General features: G+C 72.3%; 16 protein-coding genes. 7 read left to right on the forward strand and 9 right to left on the reverse strand.

The features are described 5' to 3' along the window. The first annotated feature begins 25 nt into the window (after nt 1-25). The 7 genes from FHS13_RS04335 to FHS13_RS04365 are packed head-to-tail and all read left to right on the forward strand — an operon-like array spanning nt 26 to nt 8,732. Entirely contained in the window at nt 26-1,756 is a 1,731-nt protein-coding gene (locus FHS13_RS04335) for a chain length determinant family protein (protein WP_184287778.1), read from the forward strand. Beyond that, nucleotides 1,756-3,144 (forward strand): ligase, encoded by a 1,389-nt coding sequence (locus tag FHS13_RS04340; protein ID WP_246404398.1) that lies wholly within the window; start codon nt 1,756-1,758, stop codon nt 3,142-3,144. The genes FHS13_RS04335 and FHS13_RS04340 overlap by 1 nt, the downstream gene beginning before the upstream one ends. Next, nucleotides 3,141-4,358: an aminoglycoside phosphotransferase family protein gene (locus FHS13_RS04345; RefSeq protein WP_184287781.1), complete on the forward strand. Its 1,218-nt coding sequence runs from the start codon at nt 3,141-3,143 to the stop codon at nt 4,356-4,358. The genes FHS13_RS04340 and FHS13_RS04345 overlap by 4 nt, the downstream gene beginning before the upstream one ends. Before the next feature lie 38 nt (nt 4,359-4,396). Further along, a complete protein-coding gene (locus FHS13_RS04350) occupies nt 4,397-5,260 on the forward strand; it encodes a sulfotransferase domain-containing protein (protein WP_184287785.1) in 864 nt (287 codons plus the stop codon). Next, nucleotides 5,230-6,735 (forward strand): lipopolysaccharide biosynthesis protein, encoded by a 1,506-nt coding sequence (locus FHS13_RS04355; RefSeq protein WP_184288019.1) that lies wholly within the window; start codon nt 5,230-5,232, stop codon nt 6,733-6,735. Before FHS13_RS04350 ends, FHS13_RS04355 begins: the two co-directional genes overlap by 31 nt. Nucleotides 6,736-6,774: 39 nt before the next feature. Next, nucleotides 6,775-7,233 carry a glycosyltransferase family 28 protein gene (locus FHS13_RS04360; RefSeq protein WP_184287788.1) on the forward strand — a complete coding sequence of 153 codons (459 nt, stop codon included), beginning with the start codon at nt 6,775-6,777 and terminating at the stop codon, nt 7,231-7,233. Next, nucleotides 7,230-8,732 carry a glycosyltransferase gene (locus tag FHS13_RS04365; RefSeq protein ID WP_184287791.1) on the forward strand — a complete coding sequence of 501 codons (1,503 nt, stop codon included), beginning with the start codon at nt 7,230-7,232 and terminating at the stop codon, nt 8,730-8,732. Before FHS13_RS04360 ends, FHS13_RS04365 begins: the two co-directional genes overlap by 4 nt. Nucleotides 8,733-8,767: 35 nt before the next feature. On the opposite strand, the gene FHS13_RS04370 is transcribed toward FHS13_RS04365, so the two are convergent. The 9 genes from FHS13_RS04370 to FHS13_RS04410 all read right to left on the reverse strand — a co-directional run bounded on the left by FHS13_RS04370 (nt 8,768) and on the right by FHS13_RS04410 (nt 20,079). Continuing rightward, a complete protein-coding gene (locus tag FHS13_RS04370; protein ID WP_221442391.1) occupies nt 8,768-9,790 on the reverse strand; it encodes a glycoside hydrolase family 26 protein in 1,023 nt (340 codons plus the stop codon). Nucleotides 9,791-9,931: 141 nt separating this feature from the next. Continuing rightward, entirely contained in the window at nt 9,932-10,822 is an 891-nt protein-coding gene (locus tag FHS13_RS04375; RefSeq protein WP_184288022.1) for a sulfotransferase, read from the reverse strand. Between the two features lie 212 nt (nt 10,823-11,034). Beyond that, the gene (locus FHS13_RS04380; protein ID WP_184287796.1) at nt 11,035-12,195 is read right to left on the reverse strand and encodes a S8 family peptidase; all 1,161 of its coding nucleotides are present in this window, start codon (nt 12,193-12,195) and stop codon (nt 11,035-11,037) included. A 395-nt stretch (nt 12,196-12,590) separates the two neighbouring features. Next, nucleotides 12,591-13,730 (reverse strand): S8 family peptidase, encoded by a 1,140-nt coding sequence (locus FHS13_RS04385; RefSeq protein ID WP_246404400.1) that lies wholly within the window; start codon nt 13,728-13,730, stop codon nt 12,591-12,593. A gap of 417 nt (nt 13,731-14,147) precedes the next feature. Continuing rightward, complete coding sequence (locus tag FHS13_RS04390) at nt 14,148-14,765, reverse strand: hypothetical protein (protein WP_184287802.1); 618 nt, start codon at nt 14,763-14,765, stop codon at nt 14,148-14,150. A gap of 704 nt (nt 14,766-15,469) precedes the next feature. Continuing rightward, nucleotides 15,470-16,738 carry a sulfate adenylyltransferase subunit CysN gene (gene cysN / locus FHS13_RS04395; RefSeq protein WP_184287805.1) on the reverse strand — a complete coding sequence of 423 codons (1,269 nt, stop codon included), beginning with the start codon at nt 16,736-16,738 and terminating at the stop codon, nt 15,470-15,472. 61 nt (nt 16,739-16,799) lie between these two features. After that, nucleotides 16,800-17,732: a sulfate adenylyltransferase subunit CysD gene (gene cysD, locus FHS13_RS04400; RefSeq protein WP_184287808.1), complete on the reverse strand. Its 933-nt coding sequence runs from the start codon at nt 17,730-17,732 to the stop codon at nt 16,800-16,802. 46 nt (nt 17,733-17,778) lie between these two features. Further along, entirely contained in the window at nt 17,779-18,570 is a 792-nt protein-coding gene (locus tag FHS13_RS04405; protein ID WP_184287811.1) for an inositol monophosphatase family protein, read from the reverse strand. Nucleotides 18,571-18,573: 3 nt separating this feature from the next. Further along, complete coding sequence (locus tag FHS13_RS04410; protein ID WP_184287814.1) at nt 18,574-20,079, reverse strand: sugar transferase; 1,506 nt, start codon at nt 20,077-20,079, stop codon at nt 18,574-18,576. Nucleotides 20,080-20,164: the final 85 nt, after the last annotated feature.

The raw sequence follows: 20,164 nt of genomic DNA on the forward strand, positions 1-20,164 counted from the left end.
TTCAATCGTTTACTAAAAGTGTCGCATGTTGTGTGGAGAGGACTCGATGGACGCCGACGCCCCCTCGCTGCCGGGGACGGAACTCGGGGAATACACCGCTCTGCTGCGCCGCCGCGGGCACCTGGTCTGCGCGGGTGTGCTCGGCGGTCTGCTCCTGTCCGTCGGCGGGGTGCTCGCCGTTCCCGAGACCTACACCTCCGTCACCGCGGTACAGGTCCTGCCCAGCGGCATGGCCGAGTTCACCGGCGAGCGCTCAGGGCGCCTCGCGGGTGAGGTCAACCTCGACACCGAGGCCCAGGTGGTCGGGTCCGCCCAGGTCGCGGACGCCGTCGCGGAACGGCTCGGCCCGGAGGGCGCGCCCGACCCCGCCGAACTCGCCGAGAGCATCGAGGTGACCGTGCCGCCCAACAGCAGCGTCCTGGAGATCCACTTCTCGGCAGGCGACCCGGAGGAGGCCCGCCGGGGCGCGGCCGCCTATGCCGACGCCTACCTGGAGCTGCGGGGAGCCCGCCTCGACGCCCTCGTCGAGAGGCAGCTGGAGGCGCTGCGCGAGGAGAAGGAGGCTCTCTACGCGGAGCTGGACGAGGTGGCGGGCCCGGCTCCGGAGCAGGTCCCGGGTCAGGCACCGGGGCAGCCCCCGGGCACCTCGGGGGACACCGCGCGAACAGAGGCGCTGCGCCAGGAGATCGCCGCGCTCGGCGGCGGCACCGGCCCGCTGCGTGCCCTGCGCGAGACCGTCGAACCGGGCCGCGTGCTCACCCCCGCCACTCTTCCGGAGGAGCCCGGGAGCCCCAGGCCCGTTCTGTGGGCCGCCGGGGGCGCGGTACTGGGCCTGCTCGCGGGACTGCTGCTGGCCGTCGTCCGGGACCGGCTCGATCCGCGGCTGCTCGGGGCCGGGGGCACCGGGCGCGTCGGCGGCCTGCCCGTCCTCCTCGACCTCTCACGCCCCGGCAGGCGCGGGAGGAAGCGCTTCCCCGGCCTGCTCGGCGAGGGCGGACCGGACGGTCAGCGGGTCAACGCCCTGGCCCACCTGCTGCGCGTCCGGCTCGGCGCGCGGGACCGCGGCCCGGGGGGCCGGGTGGTGGTCGTCGCGGCCACCACGCCGGGGCGCGCGGGCGCCGCCGCCGCGGTGAACCTCGCCGCCGCGACGGCCCGCACCGGCTCCGAGACGCTGCTGGTGTGCGCCGACCCGCGTACGGACACCGTCGGGGAACTGCTCGGGCTGCCCGAGGGCCCCGGTCTGGCCGAGGCCCTGATGGAGGGCGAGGACCCCGCGGCCCTGGAGGTGCGCCCGGACGTCGCGCCCCGCCTGCGCGTCCTGCGGTACGGGCGTCCCGGGGTGTCCGCCCCCGTACAGGGCTCGGGCACGGCCGAACTGCTGGACCTGCTGCGCGGAGGCGCCGACTGCGTGATCGTCCTCGTCGCGCCGATGAGTGAGAGCGCCGACGTCCACGCCGTGGCGCCCTCCGCCGACCTGGTCGTTCCGGTGGTCGAGGCGGGCCGCACCCGCCGCTCCGACGTCGCGGAGCTGGTGGCGTCCGTGTCCCGCCTGGGCGCGGAGGTCGCCGGGGCGGTCGTGCTACCGCTCCAGCCGCTGCCCGGTCCCGCGCCGGAGACGGTGGTCGAGGACCTGCCGGGGAGCTCTCCCCGGCAGGAGGAGCCCGGCGACGAGGAGACCGGGGAGCCCGAGGAGACCGAGGAGACCGAGGAGACCGAGGTCGTCATCCCCGCCGACACGGCCGGGACACGGAGCTGATGGCCGCCCCCGTCTCCCGTGCCCGGGAACGCGGCGCCGGGCCGACCGGGGCCTCCCTGTCCGCCGGCGGCACCGCGCCGGCGGACAGGCTTCTGGTGTGGCTGCTGGCGGGATACCCGCTGTGGTGGGCCCTCGGCCTCGGCCGGTTCGCGTACTGGCTGTTCGCCGTGCCGATGGCCGCTGAGCTGGTGCGCCGCCATCGGGCCGAGGGCCTGCGCGTCCCTCCGGGGTTCTGGCTGTGGGCCCTCTTCCTGGTGTGGGCCGTGGTCGGCCTGGCCGCGGTCCCGCTGGAGACGCCGGGGACCGTTCCCGACAGCGGGGGCTGGGGCGGCGCCCTGGTACGGGTGGCCGACTACCTGGTGCTCACCGTCCTGCTGCTCTACGTCGGCAACGCGCGCGGGCTATCTCCGCGCGCCGTGGCGGGGGCGCTGTCGCTGCTGTGCCTGGCCACGGTCGCGGGCGGCTACCTGGGCATGCTCGCACCGCACTTCGAGTTCCGGGCGCCCCTGGAGTACCTGCTGCCCGAGCCGCTGGTCTCCGACAGCTACGTGCAGGACCTGATCCATCCGGCGTCCGCCCAGGTCATGGACATCTTCGGAGACGACTACGCCCGCCCCAAGGCCCCGTGGGAGTACACCAACGTCTGGGGCTACATGCTTTCTCTGCTGTTGGTGTGGCTCGTGGTGGCCTGGCGGACGCACGGCTCGTCTCCCCTGGTGCGCTGGGGCGCCCCGGCTGTCGCCGCGCTCTCCGTGCTCCCGGCCGTGTACTCGCTCAACCGGGCGCTGTGGGCGGGCCTGGTCCTCTCCCTCCTGTACGGCGGCGCGGTACTGCTGCGGGGCGGACGCATCGCCCTGGTGGCCGCCTGCTCCGCCGTCGCGCTGCTCGCCCTCCTCGTCCTGGCCCTCTCCCCTCTGGCCGGCATGGTGGCCGACCGGTTCTCCTCTCCGCACAGCGACGGCGGGCGCTCGGCCTCCAACTCCGCGGCGGTGGCCGCGGCCGACCTGTCCCCCGTGATCGGCTGGGGCACCACCCGGGAGGCCCCGGGGAGCGCGGACTCGATCGCGGTCGGCCCCACGGCCGAGTGCCCCGCCTGCGGCCGGCACGTCATCGGCAACGCCGGGCAGCTGTGGACGCTCCTCGTGGCCCACGGCTGGGGAGGCACCGCGCTGTTCCTCGCGTTCTTCGCGTCGGTGGCGTGGCGCTACCGGCGGGTGTCGTCCCCGGTGGGTCTGGGCGCCCTCCTGTGCGTGCTGCTGCTGTTCTGGTACATGTTCTTCTACGTCGCGCTGATGTCCCCGCTGGCCGTGACCGTGGTGGCCGTCGCGGTGCTGTGGCGGGAGGGGGAGCCGTCGCGCGCCGACCACATCCCCGGGGGCCGCCGGTGACCAGCGAGACGACCTTCCTGACCGACCTCGCGGCGGTGCTGTGGCCGTGCGGGGGTCTCCTCGGCCCGGGTGACGGGAGCATGCGCCCGCGGATCCGGAGGGGAGAGCAGTACCTGCCCGTCCCGAACGCGCGCGGCCCGCGGCTGCTCCTGCCCGCCCACAACCGCTCGGCGGCCGTGCGCGGCATCTCCGCCTTCTCCCAGAGGCACTCCCTGCGCGAGCGCCTCCGCGCCCTGCTCCTGACGGGGGCGTTCGCCACCGGGATCGCGCCCCTGCTGCTGCGTGACCGGCTGTACGTGGGCGAGGGACCGGGGATCGAGCACGCGCTCGCCGCCGCGCTCGACCGCGAACTGGCCGTCGCCGTCCACCTCGGTCCGCCCCGGGCCAACCGCAAGCCCGTCCTGCTCCTGCTCACCCCCGGCGGCCGGACGATCGGGTACGCCAAGGTCGCCGTCAACGAACTGACCTCGCGCCTGGTGCGCGCGGAGGCGGAGGCTCTGCGCGTGCTCGCCGACGCCCGCCTGGCCGACGTCACCGTTCCGCGGCTCCTGTACGAGGGAGAGTGGAACGGCCGGCCTCTGCTGGTGCAGGAACCGCTGCCGGTGGGCAGCCAGACCGACCGGCCCACCCGGCGGCAGCTGCTGCGCTGCGTCAGCCGTATCGCGGGCCTGGTCGAGGTGCGCGAGCGGCGGCTGTCCGACAGCCCCTACCGGAGGTCCCTGGAAAAGCGCATCGACGCCCTGGGAGCGCGTCCGGAGGCGGCTCCGCTGGCCGAGGCACTGCACCGGCTCCCGGACGTGCACCTGGCCTTCGGCGCCTGGCACGGCGACCTGACCAGGTGGAACATCGCGGGAACGGCACGGAGGGCATTCGTGTGGGACTGGGAGAGGCTCTCCCTGGACGCCCCCGCGGGGTTCGACGCCCTGCACTACGACCTCAACGAGTGCGTGCAGGACGGGGTCCACCCGGGGGTGCACCGGTGGCTGGAGAGCGGTGCGCGCCTGCTGCGCGATCCGCTCATGGCCGACCTGGGGGTGCACCCGGACACGGTGTCCACCGTGATGGCCCTGTACCTGATCGACCTCGCCACCCGCTACCTGCACGACCGCCAGGAGGAGAGCGGCGCGCGCATGGCCGCGGTGGACGACTGGCTGCTGCCCGCTCTCGAAGGGCTCCAGGAGAGGGCCGCGCACGAGGCCGCGAGGGTCTTGTGAGCGGCCGGTAGGACGACACCTGCGAAGGGAACCACGCCATGCCACGGCATGCCTCACCCACCCTGACCCGACGGCTGGCCGGTCCGGCCCGCCGGACGCTCCTGTCGCTGGTCGACGGGGCCGGCCGGGCCACCGCCCCGGCACGGGCGCTGCCGGACTTCCTCGTCTGCGGGGCCCAGCGCTGCGGCACCACGTCGCTGTTCAAGGCCCTGAGCAGCCATCCGGAGGTGGTCGGGCCGGTCCTGCGCAAAGGGGTGCACTACTTCGACACCGGGTACGACCGGGGACCGGTCTGGTACCGGTCGCACTTTCCGCTGCGCGCCCTGCTGCGCGGGCGCAAGGTGTTCGAGTCGAGCCCGTACTACCTGTTCCACCCGCTGGCGGCGGAGCGGATCGCCCGCGACCTGCCGGAGGTGCGGGTGGTCGTGGTTCTGCGCGACCCGGTCGAGCGCGCCTTCTCCGCGCACGCGCACGAGAGCGCCCGGGGGTTCGAGACCGAGCCGCTGCGCCGCGCCCTGGAACTGGAGGAGTCGCGTCTGGCCGGCGAGGAGGACAAGCTCGTCGCGGACCCGAGCTACCGCTCGCACTCCCACCAGCACCACGGGTACGTCGCCCGGGGGCACTACATCGACCAGCTGCTCCGGCTGGAGCGGCACCTGGGCCGTGAGCGGATCCACGTGTCCGACCACGCGGACCTCTTCGACGGGACCACCCGCGAGCTGGAGGAGATCGAGCGGTTCCTCGGTCTGGGGCCGGGACCGGGGCGGCCCCCGGGGAAGCACAACGCACGCCGCCGGGGCATGATGCCGGAGGAGCTGCGCGCGGAGCTGTCCGAGCGGTTCGCCGAGAGCGACGCCCGCCTGGCCCGGTGGTGGGGCCGCACACCTTCGTGGCGCGCGTGACCGCCACCGCCGAGGGCTCGGGGCTGCGCCGCGTCCTGCGCGGTGGTGCCCTGGGCGCGGCCGGGGCCGGGATCGGCACCGTGCTCAACCTGGCGCTGATCGTCACGGTCACCCGCGCCTTCTCCCAGGAGGAGGCGGGTCTGCTGTTCTCCGCCACCTCGGTGTTCCTCATCACGGCGGCGGTCGCGAACGCGGGGGCGCCCGACGGCCTCGTGTACTTCACCGCCCGGCTGCGGGTGCTGGGGCGGCGGGAGGGTGTCCGGGAGCTGCTGAGGACGGCGGTGGGGCCGGCCGTGCTGGGTGCGTGCGCGGCCTCGGCGGTCCTGGTGGTGTGCGCGGAGCCCGTGGCGGGTGCGATGGGTACCGGGGAGGCGGCCTCCTACCTGCGGTTGCTCGCGGCGTTCCTGCCCGCGGCGGTGCTGGCCGAGACCGCACTGGCGGCCGGACGGGCCCACCACGACATGGCGGGGACCGTCGCCGTGGAACGGGTGGGGCGGCCGCTGGCCCAGCTGGCACTGGTGGGAGCGGTCGCCGCGACCGGCTCGGCAGGGCTGCTGGCCGTGGCCTGGGCGGGTCCGTACCTTCCCGCGGCGGCGGTGGCCTGGTTCTGGCTCGGCCGGATCCTGAGGCGGACCGCCCCCGCCGACGAGGCCCCGCGGGCGGGGGCCGCCGTCTCCCGGGCGGAGTTCTGGTCGTTCGCGCTGCCGCGCGCGGCGGCCGGCTGCGCGCAGCTGGGTGTGCAGCGCGGAGGCGTGGTGCTGACCGCGCTGCTGGGCGGGCTCGCGGGGGCGGCGCTGTTCACCGCCGCGACGAGGATCACCGTGGCCGGACAGACCGCCGCGCAGGCGGTGCTGCACGCCGCCCAGCCCCGGTTCGCCGAACAGGTCGCGGCGGGCGACCACGCCGGAGCGCGGAACCTGTACCGGGCGGTGGCGGCATGGCTGGTGTGTCTGAACTGGCCGCTGTACCTGACGGTTCTGGTGTTCTCCGGTGAGGTGATGGGCCTGTTCGGGCCCGCCTACGCCTCCGGAGCCGCCGCCCTGGCCGTCGTGTGCGCGGGGCAGATGGCGGCCACCGCCCTGGGCCCGGGCGACCTGGTGCTGTCGATGACCGGCCGCACGGGGATGAACCTGCTCAACAACGTGCTGGCCCTGGCCGCGAACGTGCTGCTGTGCGTACTGTTCGTCCCGCCGCTGGGGGCTGTGGGCGCGGCCGCCGCCCTGGCCGGGGCCGTGCTGGTCCGCAAACTGCTGCCGCTGTGGCAGCTGCGCTCCACCTCGGCCCCGCACCCGCTCTGCCCCTCCGTGCTGGCGGCGGCGGGCAGCGCGCTGCTGTGGTGCGGTGCCCTGCCCCTGCTGACGCGGGCACTCTCCGGTGGAGGCGTCCTCCTTCCGGTCGCGGCGGTGGCCGCCGGCGCGGCCGGGCACCTGGCGACGGTGTGGGCGATGCGCGGCCTTCTCCGCCTCCGGCGATGACACCCCTCTGATTACAAATTGTCATGGCATGATTACTCTATGTCTGCGCGACCGATACTCCTCGTGGCCTCCAGCGGCGGGCACCTCGCCCAGCTGCGCTCACTCCGCCCCTGGTGGCAGGGGCGCGACCGCGTCTGGGTGACCTTCCGGACCCCTGACGCCGAAGCGGCCCTGGAGGGCGAGCGGGTGTGGTGGGCCTTCCATCCCACCACCCGCCACCTCGGCAACCTGGTGCGCAACACGGCGCTGGCCCTGCGGGTGCTGTCCCGAGGTCGCCCGGGCGCCGTCGTGACGACCGGGGCCGGGGTGGCGCTGCCGTTCTTCGCCCTGGCCTGGCTGCTGCGCGTCCCCACCGTCTACATCGAGGTCTACGACCGCGTCGACACCCCCACCCTGACCTCGCGCCTGTGCCGTCCCTTCACCCGCCTGTACCTCGCCCAGTGGGAGGAGCAGCGCGCCTTCATGCCGACCGCCATCACCGTAGGACCGCTCCTGTGACAGAACAGACCGCTCACCCGCAACCCCGGCCCGGGCTCAGCGACCACCCCGACGTGGTCGTCAGCGTCGGTACCGACCACCACGCCTTCGACCGGCTCGTACGGTGGATCGACGACTACGCCAGGCGCCGCCGCGACCTGCGCTTCCTCGTCCAGCACGGGCACAGCCGCGCGCCCCGCGACGTGCCGGGCACGCCCTTCCTGTCCGGCACGGAGCTGGGCGATCAGATGCGCGCCGCCAGGGTCGTGGTCACCCACGGCGGTCCCGGAACGATCGTCCAGGCGCGCGCGGCCGGGCACCTGCCGGTCGTGGTCGCCCGCGACCCGGAGCTGGACGAGCACGTCGACGACCACCAGCTGCTCTTCGTCCAGAGGCTGGAGGAGGCCGGGCGGGTGCGCTCCTGCTCCACCCCGCAGCAGCTGGCGGCGCTGATCGACAAGGCGCTGGACAACCCGGAGGACTTCCGGGTGAGCGGCGCCGACGAGCCCGAGCAGGCCGCGCTGCGCGCGGGTGCGCTCATCGACCTGCTGGTGGACCCCGAACCCGGTCCTGCCCCGGCAGGGGTTCCGGCCGCACCGCAGGGGCCCGCCGACTGGCCCGAGGTCACCGTCGTGGTCCCCACGCGCGACCGCCCCGAGCTGCTGCGCCGTACCCTGCGGGCCGTCGCCGAGCAGGACTATCCCGGCCGGATCACCACCCTCGTGGTCTACGACAACGGGCGGCCCGACCCCTCCCTGGCGCGGGAGGGGGGCGATCGCCCGGTGCGGGTGCTCTCCAACACGCTCACCCCCGGTCTGGCGGGGGCCCGCAACACCGGTGTGGCGGCCGCCGGGACCGACCTGGTGGCCTTCTGCGACGACGACGACATCTGGCTGCCGGGCAAGCTCCGGGCCCAGGTGCGGGTGATGCTCGAGGAGCCGGACACCGAGGTGGTCTGCTGCGGCATCACGGTGGTCTACGACAGGACCGAGTGCGTGCGCGTCCTGGAGCGGACCAGCGTCTCCTTCGGCGACCTGCTCGGATCCCGGCTGACCGAGCTGCATCCGTCGACGTTCCTCATCCGGCGCCGCGCACTGGTCGGCGGCTGCGGCCCCGTCAGCGAGGAGATTCCCGGCAGCTACGCGGAGGACTACGAGCTCCTGCTGCGCCTGGCCCGGCGCCGCCCGGTCCGCAACGTCCCCGAGGCGGGCGTACGGGTGCTGTGGCACCGGCACTCCCACTTCGCCGGCCGATGGCAGACCACCTCCACGGCGCTGCGCTGGCTCCTGGACCGCTACCCCGAGTTCGCCCTGGTTCCGCGCGGCCATGCCCGCGTGTCGGGCCAGATCGCCTTCGCCGAGGCCGCGTCGGGGCGCCGCGGTGCCGCCCTGCGCTGGATCGCCGCGACGCTGCGCCGGCGCCCCGCCGAGCCGCGCGCCCACCTCGCCCTGCTGGTGGTGTGCGGAATACCGCCCGGCTGGATCCTGCGCGCCCTGCACCTGCGCGGCAGGGGCGTCTAGGCCCGCCGGAGGCGTCGCGGGCCGCGGGGAAGGCGTCAGGGGAGGCGGGGCAGACCGCGCCCGGCGCGCTGCTCGGCGGACGCGACGAACTCCCGTATCTGGTCGGGCAGGTTCACGTAGGGGTCCTGCCCGGCCTCCGCGAAGCCCTCGCGGGCGTGCTCGTGGGCGCCGACCCGGAAGTCGCAGTCCGAGACGCGGTTGTCCCACACCTTGACGGCGCGCACCCGCTCGTAGCGCCGGAGCACCTCCGGGATCTCGGCGTACCACTGCCGCGTCCGCTCCGGTCCGATGTACGTGGTACCCATCTCGCCGATCATCACCGGCTTCCCGGGGTCGATGCCGTGCCGGGGCCCCTCCTCCTGGATCCACTCGTAGGCGGGCCGCAGGGCCTCCTCGAAGGAGACCGGCTCCGTCCAGTCCGGGTGGAGGTCGCAGCCGCTCATGTTGTACGCCTCCCAGCTGATCCAGTCGACGTGGTCGTTGCCCGGCCACAGCCCCGGGAGCCGGTCGAGGTTGCCCTTCCAGCCGGTCACGTTCCACACCCACACGGCGTTGTCGGCGCCCTCCTCCCGGTACAGGTCCACGATGTGGCGCCAGGCCCGTACGAACTCCTCGGGGGTGCCGCGCCGGTCGTAGCGTTTGCCCGCGTCGGCCTCGTGGTCGAAGGTGACGAAATAGGGCACCTTCAGCTCGGCGACGCCCCGGGCCTGGGACCGCAGCGACTCGTCGAAGTCGCCCCGCAGGATGGAGCCGTAGTCGACGGCGGGATGCCCCGGGCGGGTGAACCGGCGCGCCTCGATGTTGGTGTGGACGAACCGGCCCTCGGCGACCAGTGCGCGCTCGCGCTCACCGGGCACGGAGGCCTGGTCGATGCCGCGCCAGGTGTAGACGATGTCCATCCGCCGGCCCACCGCCTCCTCCAGCGGCTCGATCCGGTCCTTGTAGGGACTGGCGCCCCACCAGACACCGCAGGAGGGTTCCAGGATCTCGGAGATCGTGCACTCGTACCCGGAGGTGTGCTCGGCGTGCCCCTCCCCTCCCAGAGTGAGGACGAGCAGGGCCGCCCCCGCCGCCGCCGTTCCCCGTACCGGTCCCCTGCCCACAGCGCACGCCCCCTGAATGCAACTCTGAGTGATTGAGCTGACACCTTACGTCAGGAAGCGTCCGAACACCACGCCGAACAGGCGAAACGGGCGGACTCAGTACCCGTAGCGCCTCCGGTGTCCCGCCGTCACCGCGCTCACGAGGGACCTGCGCCAGGGCGCCAGGCCCTCGCGCCACCCGTGGTCCGCGCGCACCCCGACCGGCCCCGGGGAGAAGCGCATCGGGTTGCCCGAGATCGCGTGCCCCTCCGCCGCCGGCAGCCGCTCCTCCCCCGGGTCGGGCGGCCTGCCCTCGTATCCCGCGAACGCGGCGATGCGGCCGAACTCCCCGCCCGGATCCGCGACGAAGTCCTCGTAGCGCACACGCAGCGTGGGGACACCGCGCCGGGCCAGGGCGTCCAGGTAGGCGTTCTGGGCCATCCACCGCACCGCCGCCCGCCCGGGCGAGCAGCGGGCCATCTCCGGTTCGCTGCTGGCCGCCGAGGCGCTGGGCCGCGGCAGCCGCTTGCCCCACGAGTACGCCACCGCCCGCGGGTCGCGCACCACGTGCAGCAGGCGCATGCCCGTGCCGTACCGCCGGCGCAGGCAGGCGGCGAGCGAGGCGTGCTTGCTGGCGTCGACGATCACGCGTGCGCCGCTGACCTGGGCGACCGCGGAGTACAGGCGGTGGTAGAACGCGGTGTAGCACTCCCCCCGCGCGGCGACCGCGCCCCGGTCGGAGGCGTGGAGCAGGACCGGCAGGTAGCGGGTGCGGTCGATCCCCGCCTTGAGCCGCAGCACCTCGCGGACGTCGAGGTGCTCCCATCCCCCGAAGGCCCGCATGCCCACCTCGGTCCAGAAGCCGCAGTCGGCGAACGGCCGCCCGCAGCCGCACAGCTCGTTCTCCAGAAGCCCTCGGCGCCACAGGTGCACCGTCTCGCCCACCGAACAGAACCCGGGGAGCTCCCCCAGGAGCCGTTCGATGAGCGTCGATCCCGAGCGCCCCATCCCTCCGACGAACACCAGTCGATACGCACCGTCCACAGGACCAGGCTATTGCCTTCCGTGACCACATGGGTCCGAGGAGTGATGACCCCTGGTGGGCGCGGGCACCCGGACGGGTGCGGCGCACCGGCCCGGGCCCCCGGCGGAACACGTCCGGGGAGCGCGCGTTTCGGGCGTGCCGCGGGCGAACGGGGAGCCGGCGGCCGCCGCCCGGATCACAGTCCTCGGACGTTGAGCAGGATGTTCGCCGTGCCCGGCGGGACCCCGTCGAGCTTGTCGGAGCCGCCGTTGGAGACCAGCCAGTCCTGGATGGCCTCCTGGGAGGCGTCGCCGTTGGCGCTCTTGTACAGTGCCGCCGCTCCGGCCACGTGCGGGCCGGCCATCGACGTGCCGTCCAGCGCGGAGGTGCCGCCGCCGGGAACGGTCGACTCGATCGCCACACCCGGGGCGTACAGGTCCACCGCGGAGCCGTGGTTGGAGAACTCAGCGGCGGTGTCGCTGCTGTCGGAGGCGGCCACGGTGGTCACGCCCGAGGCGCGGGCCGGGGAGTTGTTTCCGGCGTCGGTCCCGTCGTTGCCCGCGGCGACCGCCACGAACACCCCCGACGCGGCCAGCGCGTTGACCGCGTCGTCGAGCGCCTGGGAGGGGGTGCCGCCCAGGGACAGGTTGGCGACCGAGGACGGCCCCGCGTTCCGGGCCACCCAGTCGATGCCGGCGATGACGTCGTCGTAGGAGCCCGATCCGTCGTCGGCCAGGACCTTGACACCGAAGAGCTCGACACCGGGGGCCACACCGTAGGTGGCGGAGCCGACGGTGCCCGCCACATGGGTCCCGTGCCCGTTGCCGTCGTATCCGTCCCCGCCCAGCGCGTCGAAGGCCGCCGAGGCCCGGCCCTCGAAGTCGGGATGGTCCGGGTCGATACCGGTGTCGAGGACGTAGGCCGAGACGCCGGAGCCGTCGCTGCCGACGTTGTAGGCGCCGTCCAGGGGCAGGTCCTCCTGGTCGATGCGGTCCAGGCCCCACGTCACGGTGGTGCGGGCGACGCCCACCTGCTCGACGTAGGCCACGCCCTCCCGGGCCCGCAGTTCACCGACCTCGGCCTCGGTCAGCGTGGCCGAGTAGCCCTTGAGGACCTGTTCGTAGGTATGGCTGATCCTGTCGGCGGAGATGCCCAGCGCGTCGGGTCCGGCGGAGTCCGCGCCGACGGTGTCCTCCAGGACGACGAACCACTCACCGTCCACCGCGTCGGCGCTGGTGTACAGGGGAGCCAGGTCGTCGGCGCCGGCGGAGGCGGTGCCGCCGAAGGCCAGTGGCAGGGAGAGGACGCCCGCGGCGAGGGCGCCGAACAGGGAGCGCCGGCTGGGGAGGTTGTTCATGTGTTCTCCTTGCAGAAGTCGGACAAAACATGCACAACAAAGGTACATAACCGTACGTGTTCACATCATTACACACTTGCCGCGAGTCGACACGCCAGTGAGGGGATCGCCAGAATCGCACCTCCCCGGGGAGAAGAGTTTCTTCCCCTCCGCCATGTGATTTCCGACCTTTTCTGGGTAGCGCCCCCGCCCGCAGGCAGCGTATGTACAGCTGCAACAGCGATCGGGAGCGCTCCCACAACTTCACGGAAAATCCTTGTCCACCCCCCTCGCCGACAGCCCATCAAAGACAGAACATGCTTTTACCGATGAAAACACCACGCGGAAGATGCGACGGTCGAACTCCCGAAAAACAAAAAAGGGGGACCGCCGGGAAGCGGTCCCCCTGCGTCCTCCTACAGACCCTGGACGTTGAGCAGGATGTTCACCGTGTTCGCGGGAACTCCCGTCAGCCTGCCATGGACGCCGTTGGCGACGAGCCAGCCGTTGATCTCGTCCTGGCCGCGGTTGCCGTACATGCCCTTGTACAGCGCTGCCGCTCCGGCCACGTGCGGACTGGCCATCGACGTGCCGTCCAGCTCCGCCGACCCGCCGCCGGGAATGGTGGACTCCACGAGCACACCGGGGGCGTACAGGTCCACGAGCGGTCCGAAGTTGGTGAAGTCGGCAGAGGCGTCGTTCATGTCGGAGGCGGCCACCGTCGTCACGGCCGGGGCCCGGGCCGGGGAACCCCCCTCGGCGTCCTCGGCGAAGTTGCCCGCGGCGACCGCCACGAACACCCCGGACTCGGCCAGCGCGGTGACGGCGGCGTCGACCGTCTCCGAAGGCGGTCCGCTCAGGGACATGTTGGCCACCGATCCGGGCGGCGCGTTCTGCGCCACCCACTCGACCCCCGCGATGACGTCGTCGAAGGTGCCCCAGCCGTCGTCGGCCAGGACCTTGACACCGAACAGCTCCGTGCCGGGGGCCACACCGTAGGTGGCGGAGCCGACGGTGCCCGCCACATGGGTCCCGTGCCCGTGCCCGTCGTAGCCGTTTCCGCCCAGCGCGTCGAAGGCCACCGAGGCCCGACCCCCGAAGTCGGGGTGGTCCGGGTCGATACCGGTGTCGATGACGTAGGCGGAGGTCCCCGACCCGTCGCCGTAGGTGGCGTAGACGCCGTCCAGGGGCAGGTCCTGCTGATCGATGCGGTCCAGGCCCCACGTGACGCGGATGCCGGCGACGCCGACCTGCTCGACGTAGGCCACACCGTCCCGGGCCCGCACCTCCTCCACCTCGGCCTGGGTCAGCGTCGCGGCGTAGCCGTCGACGACCTCGGTGTAGGTGTGGTTGATCCTCTCCGCGGGGATGCCCAGGGCCTCGGGGCTCGACGCGGCCGGGCCGGCACCCTCCTCCATGACGACGAACCACTCGCCCTCGGCCGGGGCTGCGCTGGTGTACAGGGGCGCCGGTTCCTGGGCCGCGGCCGGTACCGCCGCGGCCAGGGGCAGTACGAGCGCCCCGGCCGCCGCGGCGCCGAGGAGGGCCCTCCGCATTCGGGCATTGTGCATAAATGATCTCCTTGCGGGCGTTTCCAGCGGCAAGAAGGTCGCACAACCGGAGAAAACCCAATGTATTTCCCCCTGCCGCACCCCGGACGATGTCCGGAAGACGCGAGAAGAATGACACAGTCAGGCCCTCCCACCAGCGAGGACACGCTCACAGCGCTCCCGGTGGACCGTTCCGGTCCGGAAAAGGAAAAGGGCCGCCCGCAGGGGCGGCCCCGTACACATGCGGCGGAATCCTGCAGGGCCGGGAACCCTCACGTTCCACACCCCTGCGGTCCGGTTCCGGCTGACGTCCGGGGGTGGGAGAGTCCTGTCCGGATCGGTGCGGACCCTGCCTCCGGAGGCGAGGCTCTTCCACCCGGTGACGGCCGACGGCCGAATTTCTCCCCGAGAGGGGGCCGGGATCTAGCCGACCTGGATCCAGTTGCCGTCGGAGTCGAGCTGCCAGTCGTCACTGATCTCGGGCTCGTGGACGAACAGATCACCACTCTTCATGACGGTGATTTCGGCCCAGGCAAAACTGCTTTCCCCACTCTCAGGGGTCTGCTTGAGCCGCACTTTCACGGTGTTCTCGGTGTCGTTCGGAGAAACGGCACAGCTCACCGGCACCACCGCGGAGCTGTAGTCCTCGCTGAGCTCGATCGAATCCAGCGGCTCGCCGACCAGGGCGCGGGCCATCCGCTCTTCCTCGCTCTGGTCCTTGTCGCCCTCCTCCTCGAGGGAGGCGAGGAGGCGCTCCAAGCCGCCGTCGACGTACTCGAACCGGTATCCCACGGCGCACTGCGAGGGGTCCTCCGACTCGACAGAGCTCACGGTGACGGACTCCTGCACGCGTACCTCGGCGTAGTCCTCGCTTATGTCGATCAGTTCATCCGGAACACGGAACTTGATGCTCTGCGCCGGCTCCACCATGGGCTCGGTGAAGTCGAAGACGGCTGTTCCGCCCGAGCACCCGGTCAGGGCCAGCAGAGCGGCCGCACCCGCGACCGCGAGTGTCTTGGTGGGGGTCGTGTGGGAGGTCACGCTGGGGGTCTCCTTGGTGTGGTGGAAAGCCGCTGGTCTCGGCTCTGCCTGGTCTGCCGCGCCGATACACCCTTGGCGTTTCGGACATGATGCGTCAAACATGCCATATCGACCTTGAAGATTTCACGAAGGGCGAAGGGATTCCGCAGAAAGCCTGATCATCGGCCTTTGTCATGCCGCACAGCTGCCCAGGATACGCGCATCTGCTGATTTTTCGCCATGTGCCCCGGCACACGGACAAGAACAGCCGCATCGGCCACGCGGAGGGTTTTCGGCAAGCGCCTGACCATGCCGGATCCGAGTCGAGGGGCGATGTTTCTCCTCGTCGCCGCCGACAAGGACCGTTCCTGATTTCGGCCGGTCCTGAAAGCGTCCGAAATCCACGGGAACCCCGTCTCAACGCTGCCGCGTCTGCCGATCACCGGTCGAACTCAACCGATCTCGCACTTATGACCGATTTCGCACGAGTAAGGACCAAGGCCCCGGATTTCACGTACTTTCCTGGAAAACGCACGAAGGTCGGCCCTGAACGAAGTGCGGGGCATGCCCAGGTCCTGACATGCGAGAACGGGCACGGGCCCGAAGGATCGCGGAGTCGTCGGGACACCACTTTCCGTAGGGCCGCATGCCCGTTGCGCCATCTTCCCGCACCCCCGTACCCCTTCCTCGGAACACGGGAGCTCCGGGCCCCTGCGGGGCCCGCGTCAGTCGGCCTTGACGACCATTCCCGCGCCGACGGTGGTGTTGGTGGCCTCGTCGATGAGGATGAAGCCGCCCGTCTGCCGGTTGCGGTTGTACTCGTCCACGAAGAGGGGCTGGGTGGAGCGCAGCCGCACCCGCCCGATCTCGTTGAGCTCCAGGTGGTCGGCCTGCTCGTCCCGGTGCAGCGTGTTGACGTCCAGCCGGTACCGCAGCTCCTTGACCACCACCTTCGCGGTGCGCGTCGTGTGCTTGACGACGAGCTTGGCGCGCGGTGACAGCTTGCGCGTGTCCGTCATCCAGCACACCATCGCCTCGATGTCCTGCGAGACCGTCGGCATGTTGCCGGGGCGGCAGATCATGTCGCCGCGCGAGATGTCGATCTCGTCCTCCAGCAGGAGGGTGACCGACATCGGCGAGAACGCCTCGGCGACCTCGCCGTCCGCCGTCCTGATCGAGGCCACGCGCGTGTTCAGCCCCGAGGGCAGGTGGACCACCTCGTCGCCGGGCTTGAGCACCCCGCCCGCGACCTGGCCCGCGTAGCCGCGGTAGTCGTGCAGCTCGGGGTCCCGGGACCTGTGCGGACGGACCACGTACTGCACCGGGAAGCGCGCGTCGATGAGGTTGCGGTCCGAGGCGATGTGCACGTTCTCCAGGTGGTGCAGCAGGGAGGGGCCCTCGTACCAGGGCATGTTCTCCGAGCGGTCCACCACGTTGTCGCCGTGCAGCGCCGAGATCGGCACGAACGTCAGGTCGCGGGTCTCCAGCTTGGCGGCGAAGTCGGCGAACTCGGCCCTGATCTCCTCGAAGCGGTCCTGGTCGTAGCCGACCAGGTCCATCTTGTTGACCGCCAGGACCAGGTGCGGCACCTGGAGCAGCGTGGCGAGGAAGGCGTGGCGGCGGCTCTGCTCCTGCAGGCCCTTGCGGGCGTCCACGAGGATGATCGCCAGGTCGGCGGTGGAGGCACCGGTGACCATGTTCCGGGTGTACTGGATGTGCCCGGGCGTGTCGGCGATGATGAAGGTGCGTCTGGGGGTGGCGAAGTAGCGGTAGGCCACGTCGATGGTGATGCCCTGCTCGCGTTCGGCCCGCAGGCCGTCGGTGAGCAGGGCCAGGTTGGCCTGCTCCTCGCCGCGCGCGGCGCTGGTGCGCTCCACCGACGCGAGCTGGTCCTCGAAGATCGACTTGGAGTCGTACAGCAGCCTGCCGATCAGGGTGCTCTTGCCGTCGTCGACGGAGCCCGCCGTCGCGAACCGCAGGATGTCGTTGCTCATGCTTGCCTGGTCCTAGGTGGGTGGGAGCGGTCTGGACGGGGGAACGGGTCGGCAGGAGGGCCTAGAAATAACCCTCGCGCTTGCGGTCCTCCATCGCTGCCTCGCTCGCGCGGTCGTCGGCCCGGGTCTGTCCGCGCTCGGTGATCCGGGTCGCGGCGATCTCGGAGATGATGTCGTCCAGCTCCACGGCGGTGGATCTGACCGCTCCGGTGCAGGTCAGGTCGCCGACGGTGCGGTAGCGCACGGTCTCGGTGAAGGGCACCTCGGACTCGTCGCGCTGAATGACGGGCGAGTCCGCCAGCAGGATGCCGTCCCGCTCGAACACGCGGCGCTCGTGGGCGAAGTAGATGGAGGGCAGTTCCAGGTTCTCGCGCCGGATGTAGTCCCACACGTCGAGCTCGGTCCAGTTGGAGATCGGGAAGACCCGGATGTGCTCACCCCGGTTGATCCGGGTGTTGTACACGCTCCACAGCTCGGGGCGCTGGTTCTTGGGGTCCCACTGGCCGAACTCGTCGCGGAAGGAGAAGACGCGCTCCTTGGCGCGCGCCTTCTCCTCGTCGCGGCGGGCGCCGCCGAAGGCCGCGTCGAAGCCGTTCTCCTCGATCGCGTCCAGCAGCGCGGCGGTCTGGAGGCGGTTGCGGCTGGCCCAGCGGCCGGTCGGCTCCGTGACGTTGCCGGCGTCGATCTGCTCCTGCACGGAGGCGACGACCAGGCGCACACCGGTCTCGGCGACACGGCGGTCGCGGAACTCGATGACCTCGGGGAAGTTGTGCCCGGTGTCCACGTGCATGACCGGGAAGGGGATCGCCCCCGGCCAGAACGCCTTCTCGGCGAGCCGCAGCATGACGACGGAGTCCTTGCCCCCGGAGAAGAGCAGCACCGGTCGCTCGAACTCCGCGGCCACCTCGCGCATGATGAAGATCGCCTCGGCCTCCAGGACGTCCAGCTGGGAGAGCTGGTAGCGCCCGGGCGCCTGCTGACTCGCCTGACCCATGAATCCGCCTTCCGCTGGGACACCGCCGCGGCGGAGGGTCTGGGCCTCAGCCCCCCGCGTGCGGACCGGCGCTGTCGAGGTCCGCGCCATCGCGGATGCTTGCCAACAACATACCCGACAATTCCGGTCGACATACAAGGATATCGGGGAGCAGCGGGTCGGCCTCGTTGTAACACAGCTCCGTGCCGTCGATCCGCGAGGCGTGCAGGCCCGCCGCCCGGGCCACCGCCACAGGGGCGGCGCTGTCCCACTCGTACTGGCCGCCCGCGTGCACGTAGATGTCGGCCATGCCGAGCAGCACCGAGCAGATCTTCGCGCCGGCCGACCCCATCGGGACCAGTTCGGCACCGAGCCGGGTGGCCATCCTCTGCACGAACGCGGGCGGGCGGGTGCGGCTCACGGTGATGCGCAGCCGCTGTCCCGCCGGGCGCTCCTCGGGCAGCCACGGCGGGTCCACCGTCGACAGGGTGCTGCCCTGGGCGGGCAGCGCCACCGCCCCGGCGGCCAGCTCGCCGTTCTCCCACAGGGCCACGTGCACCGCCCAGTCGGTGCGGCCGGGCTCGGCGAACTCGCGGGTGCCGTCGAGCGGGTCGATGATCCACACGCGCCGCGACCGCAGCCGGGCGGGGTCGTCGGCCCCCTCCTCGGAGAGCACCGCGTCGCTGGGGCGCAGGCGCCCGAGGGCGGAGAACAGGAACTCGTGCGAGGTGCGGTCGCCCAGGGTGCGCAGCACGTCGGGCTCGGCGAAGCCGTGCCGGGCCCGCAGCCGCATCAGCAGCTGCCCCGCCTCGGTGGCCAGGTCGCGGGCCACCTCATGATCGTCTCGGATGCTCTTCACCGGTTAGTAAGCCCCCGCCCCACGGATCACCGCTGACCACGTCTTCCACAGGATCTGGATGTCCAACGTCAGCGACCAGTTTTCCACGTACCGCAGATCCAGGCGGACCGATTCCTCCCAGGAGAGGTCGGAGCGGCCGCTGATCTGCCACAGCCCCGTCAGCCCGGGCTTGACCACCAGCCTGCGCCGGACGTCGTGCCCGTAGCGGGCGACCTCCTCCGGAAGCGGTGGCCGGGGGCCGACCAGGGACATCTCTCCGCGGAGCACGTTGACGAGCTGGGGAAGCTCGTCGAGCGAGTACCGGCGCAGCCATGTCCCCACCCGGGTCACCCGGGGGTCCTGTCGCATCTTGAACAGCACACCGTTGTGCTCGTTGAGGGGCCGCAGCGCCGCCTTCAGCGCCTCGGCACCGACGACCATCGTACGGAACTTGTACACGGTGAACTCGGCCCCGCCCCTGCCCACGCGGGTCTGCCCGAAGAACACCGGGCCGCCGTCCTCCGCGCGGACGAGCACCGCCAGCACCAGGAACAGCGGCGACAGCAGGATGAGCGCGAGCGCGGCGGCGCACCGGTCGAAGGCCCCCTTGGCCACACGCCGGGCCCCGGCGAGCTCGGGATGCTCCACGTGCAGCAGGGGCAGCCCCGCCACGGGGCGGATGGTCGTCCGCGGCCCGGCCACCTCCATGAGGGCCGAGGCGACGACGAGGTCGGTGCCGCTCTTCTCCAGCCGCCAGGCCAGCCGCCGCAGCTCGGCGCCGTCCATCTCCGGGCAGGCCAGGACGGCCACGGTGTCCGCACGGACGAGGGCGGCCGCGTCCGCCGCGTCGGGGAAGGCACCGACGACGGGGCAGCCCTCCACCTCCGCGTCCCCCTCCCCGGCGTCGGAGGTGGGCAGGCACACCCCCACGACCCGCATGCCGTGGTGGGGGCGGGCGCGGAGGCACCGGATGAGCTCGGCCGCCGCGACCCGGTGGCCGACCACGACGACCCCGCTCATGCACTGCCCGAGGGCGCGGCGCCGGTGCAGCGCCTTGCGCCGGACGTAGCGCAGGACCAGGCTCCCCAGCAGGAGCAGGGGAAGGGTGACGAGCAGGTACCCCCGGGCCAGGTCGAACTTGGCGGCGTAGGCACCGATCGCCACGGCGGCGGTGAGTGCCAGGGCGGCGGACGCGACGCGGCGGTACTCCTCCGTGCCCAGCCCGACGAAGCGGCGCTCGTAGCCCCCGCCGAGCTGGACGAAGAGGACCCACACGGGCGGCAGCAGCAGGAAGAGGTACAGGTAGGGGGCGGTGCTCGGGGCGCCGAGCGCATCGTGGAAGCGCACCGCGGTTCCGGCCCCGGCCGCCAGGAGCGCGGCGGTCAGGTCGAGCGCCACCAGACCGGCGACGTAGGCACGGATCCAGGAGCGGGGGCGCGGGGGCTCCGCTCCGACCCGCGGAACGGACACCGTCGGCCGCCCCTCCGCCCTTCCGCTGCGAACCGCCTCCACCCCGCTGCTTGCGACCATGCGCCCCCCAAGGCTGCCGTGGAACCGAAATCCTCACGTCGAGTGACCGCATCCGGCACCTCGGACCTCCACTCGGGGGAGGGGC

Source organism: Nocardiopsis algeriensis (genome assembly GCF_014203695.1).
Classification (GTDB): Bacteria; Actinomycetota; Actinomycetes; order Streptosporangiales; family Streptosporangiaceae; genus Nocardiopsis; species Nocardiopsis algeriensis.

Bases quoted from the DNA above. Each gene is read 5' to 3' on its own strand.
- FHS13_RS04380 (WP_184287796.1), bottom strand. From the start codon at position 12,195: ATGAACAACCTCCCCAGCCGGCGCTCCCTGTTCGGCGCCCTCGCCGCG.
- cysD (WP_184287808.1), bottom strand. From the start codon at position 17,732: ATGGGTCAGGCGAGTCAGCAGGCGCCCGGGCGCTACCAGCTCTCCCAG.
- FHS13_RS04350 (WP_184287785.1), top strand. From the start codon at position 4,397: ATGCCACGGCATGCCTCACCCACCCTGACCCGACGGCTGGCCGGTCCG.
- FHS13_RS04335 (WP_184287778.1), top strand. From the start codon at position 26: ATGTTGTGTGGAGAGGACTCGATGGACGCCGACGCCCCCTCGCTGCCG.
- cysN (WP_184287805.1), bottom strand. From the start codon at position 16,738: ATGAGCAACGACATCCTGCGGTTCGCGACGGCGGGCTCCGTCGACGAC.
- FHS13_RS04340 (WP_246404398.1), top strand. From the start codon at position 1,756: ATGGCCGCCCCCGTCTCCCGTGCCCGGGAACGCGGCGCCGGGCCGACC.
- FHS13_RS04410 (WP_184287814.1), bottom strand. From the start codon at position 20,079: ATGGTCGCAAGCAGCGGGGTGGAGGCGGTTCGCAGCGGAAGGGCGGAG.
- FHS13_RS04375 (WP_184288022.1), bottom strand. From the start codon at position 10,822: ATGGGGCGCTCGGGATCGACGCTCATCGAACGGCTCCTGGGGGAGCTC.
- FHS13_RS04385 (WP_246404400.1), bottom strand. From the start codon at position 13,730: ATGCGGAGGGCCCTCCTCGGCGCCGCGGCGGCCGGGGCGCTCGTACTG.
- FHS13_RS04360 (WP_184287788.1), top strand. From the start codon at position 6,775: ATGTCTGCGCGACCGATACTCCTCGTGGCCTCCAGCGGCGGGCACCTC.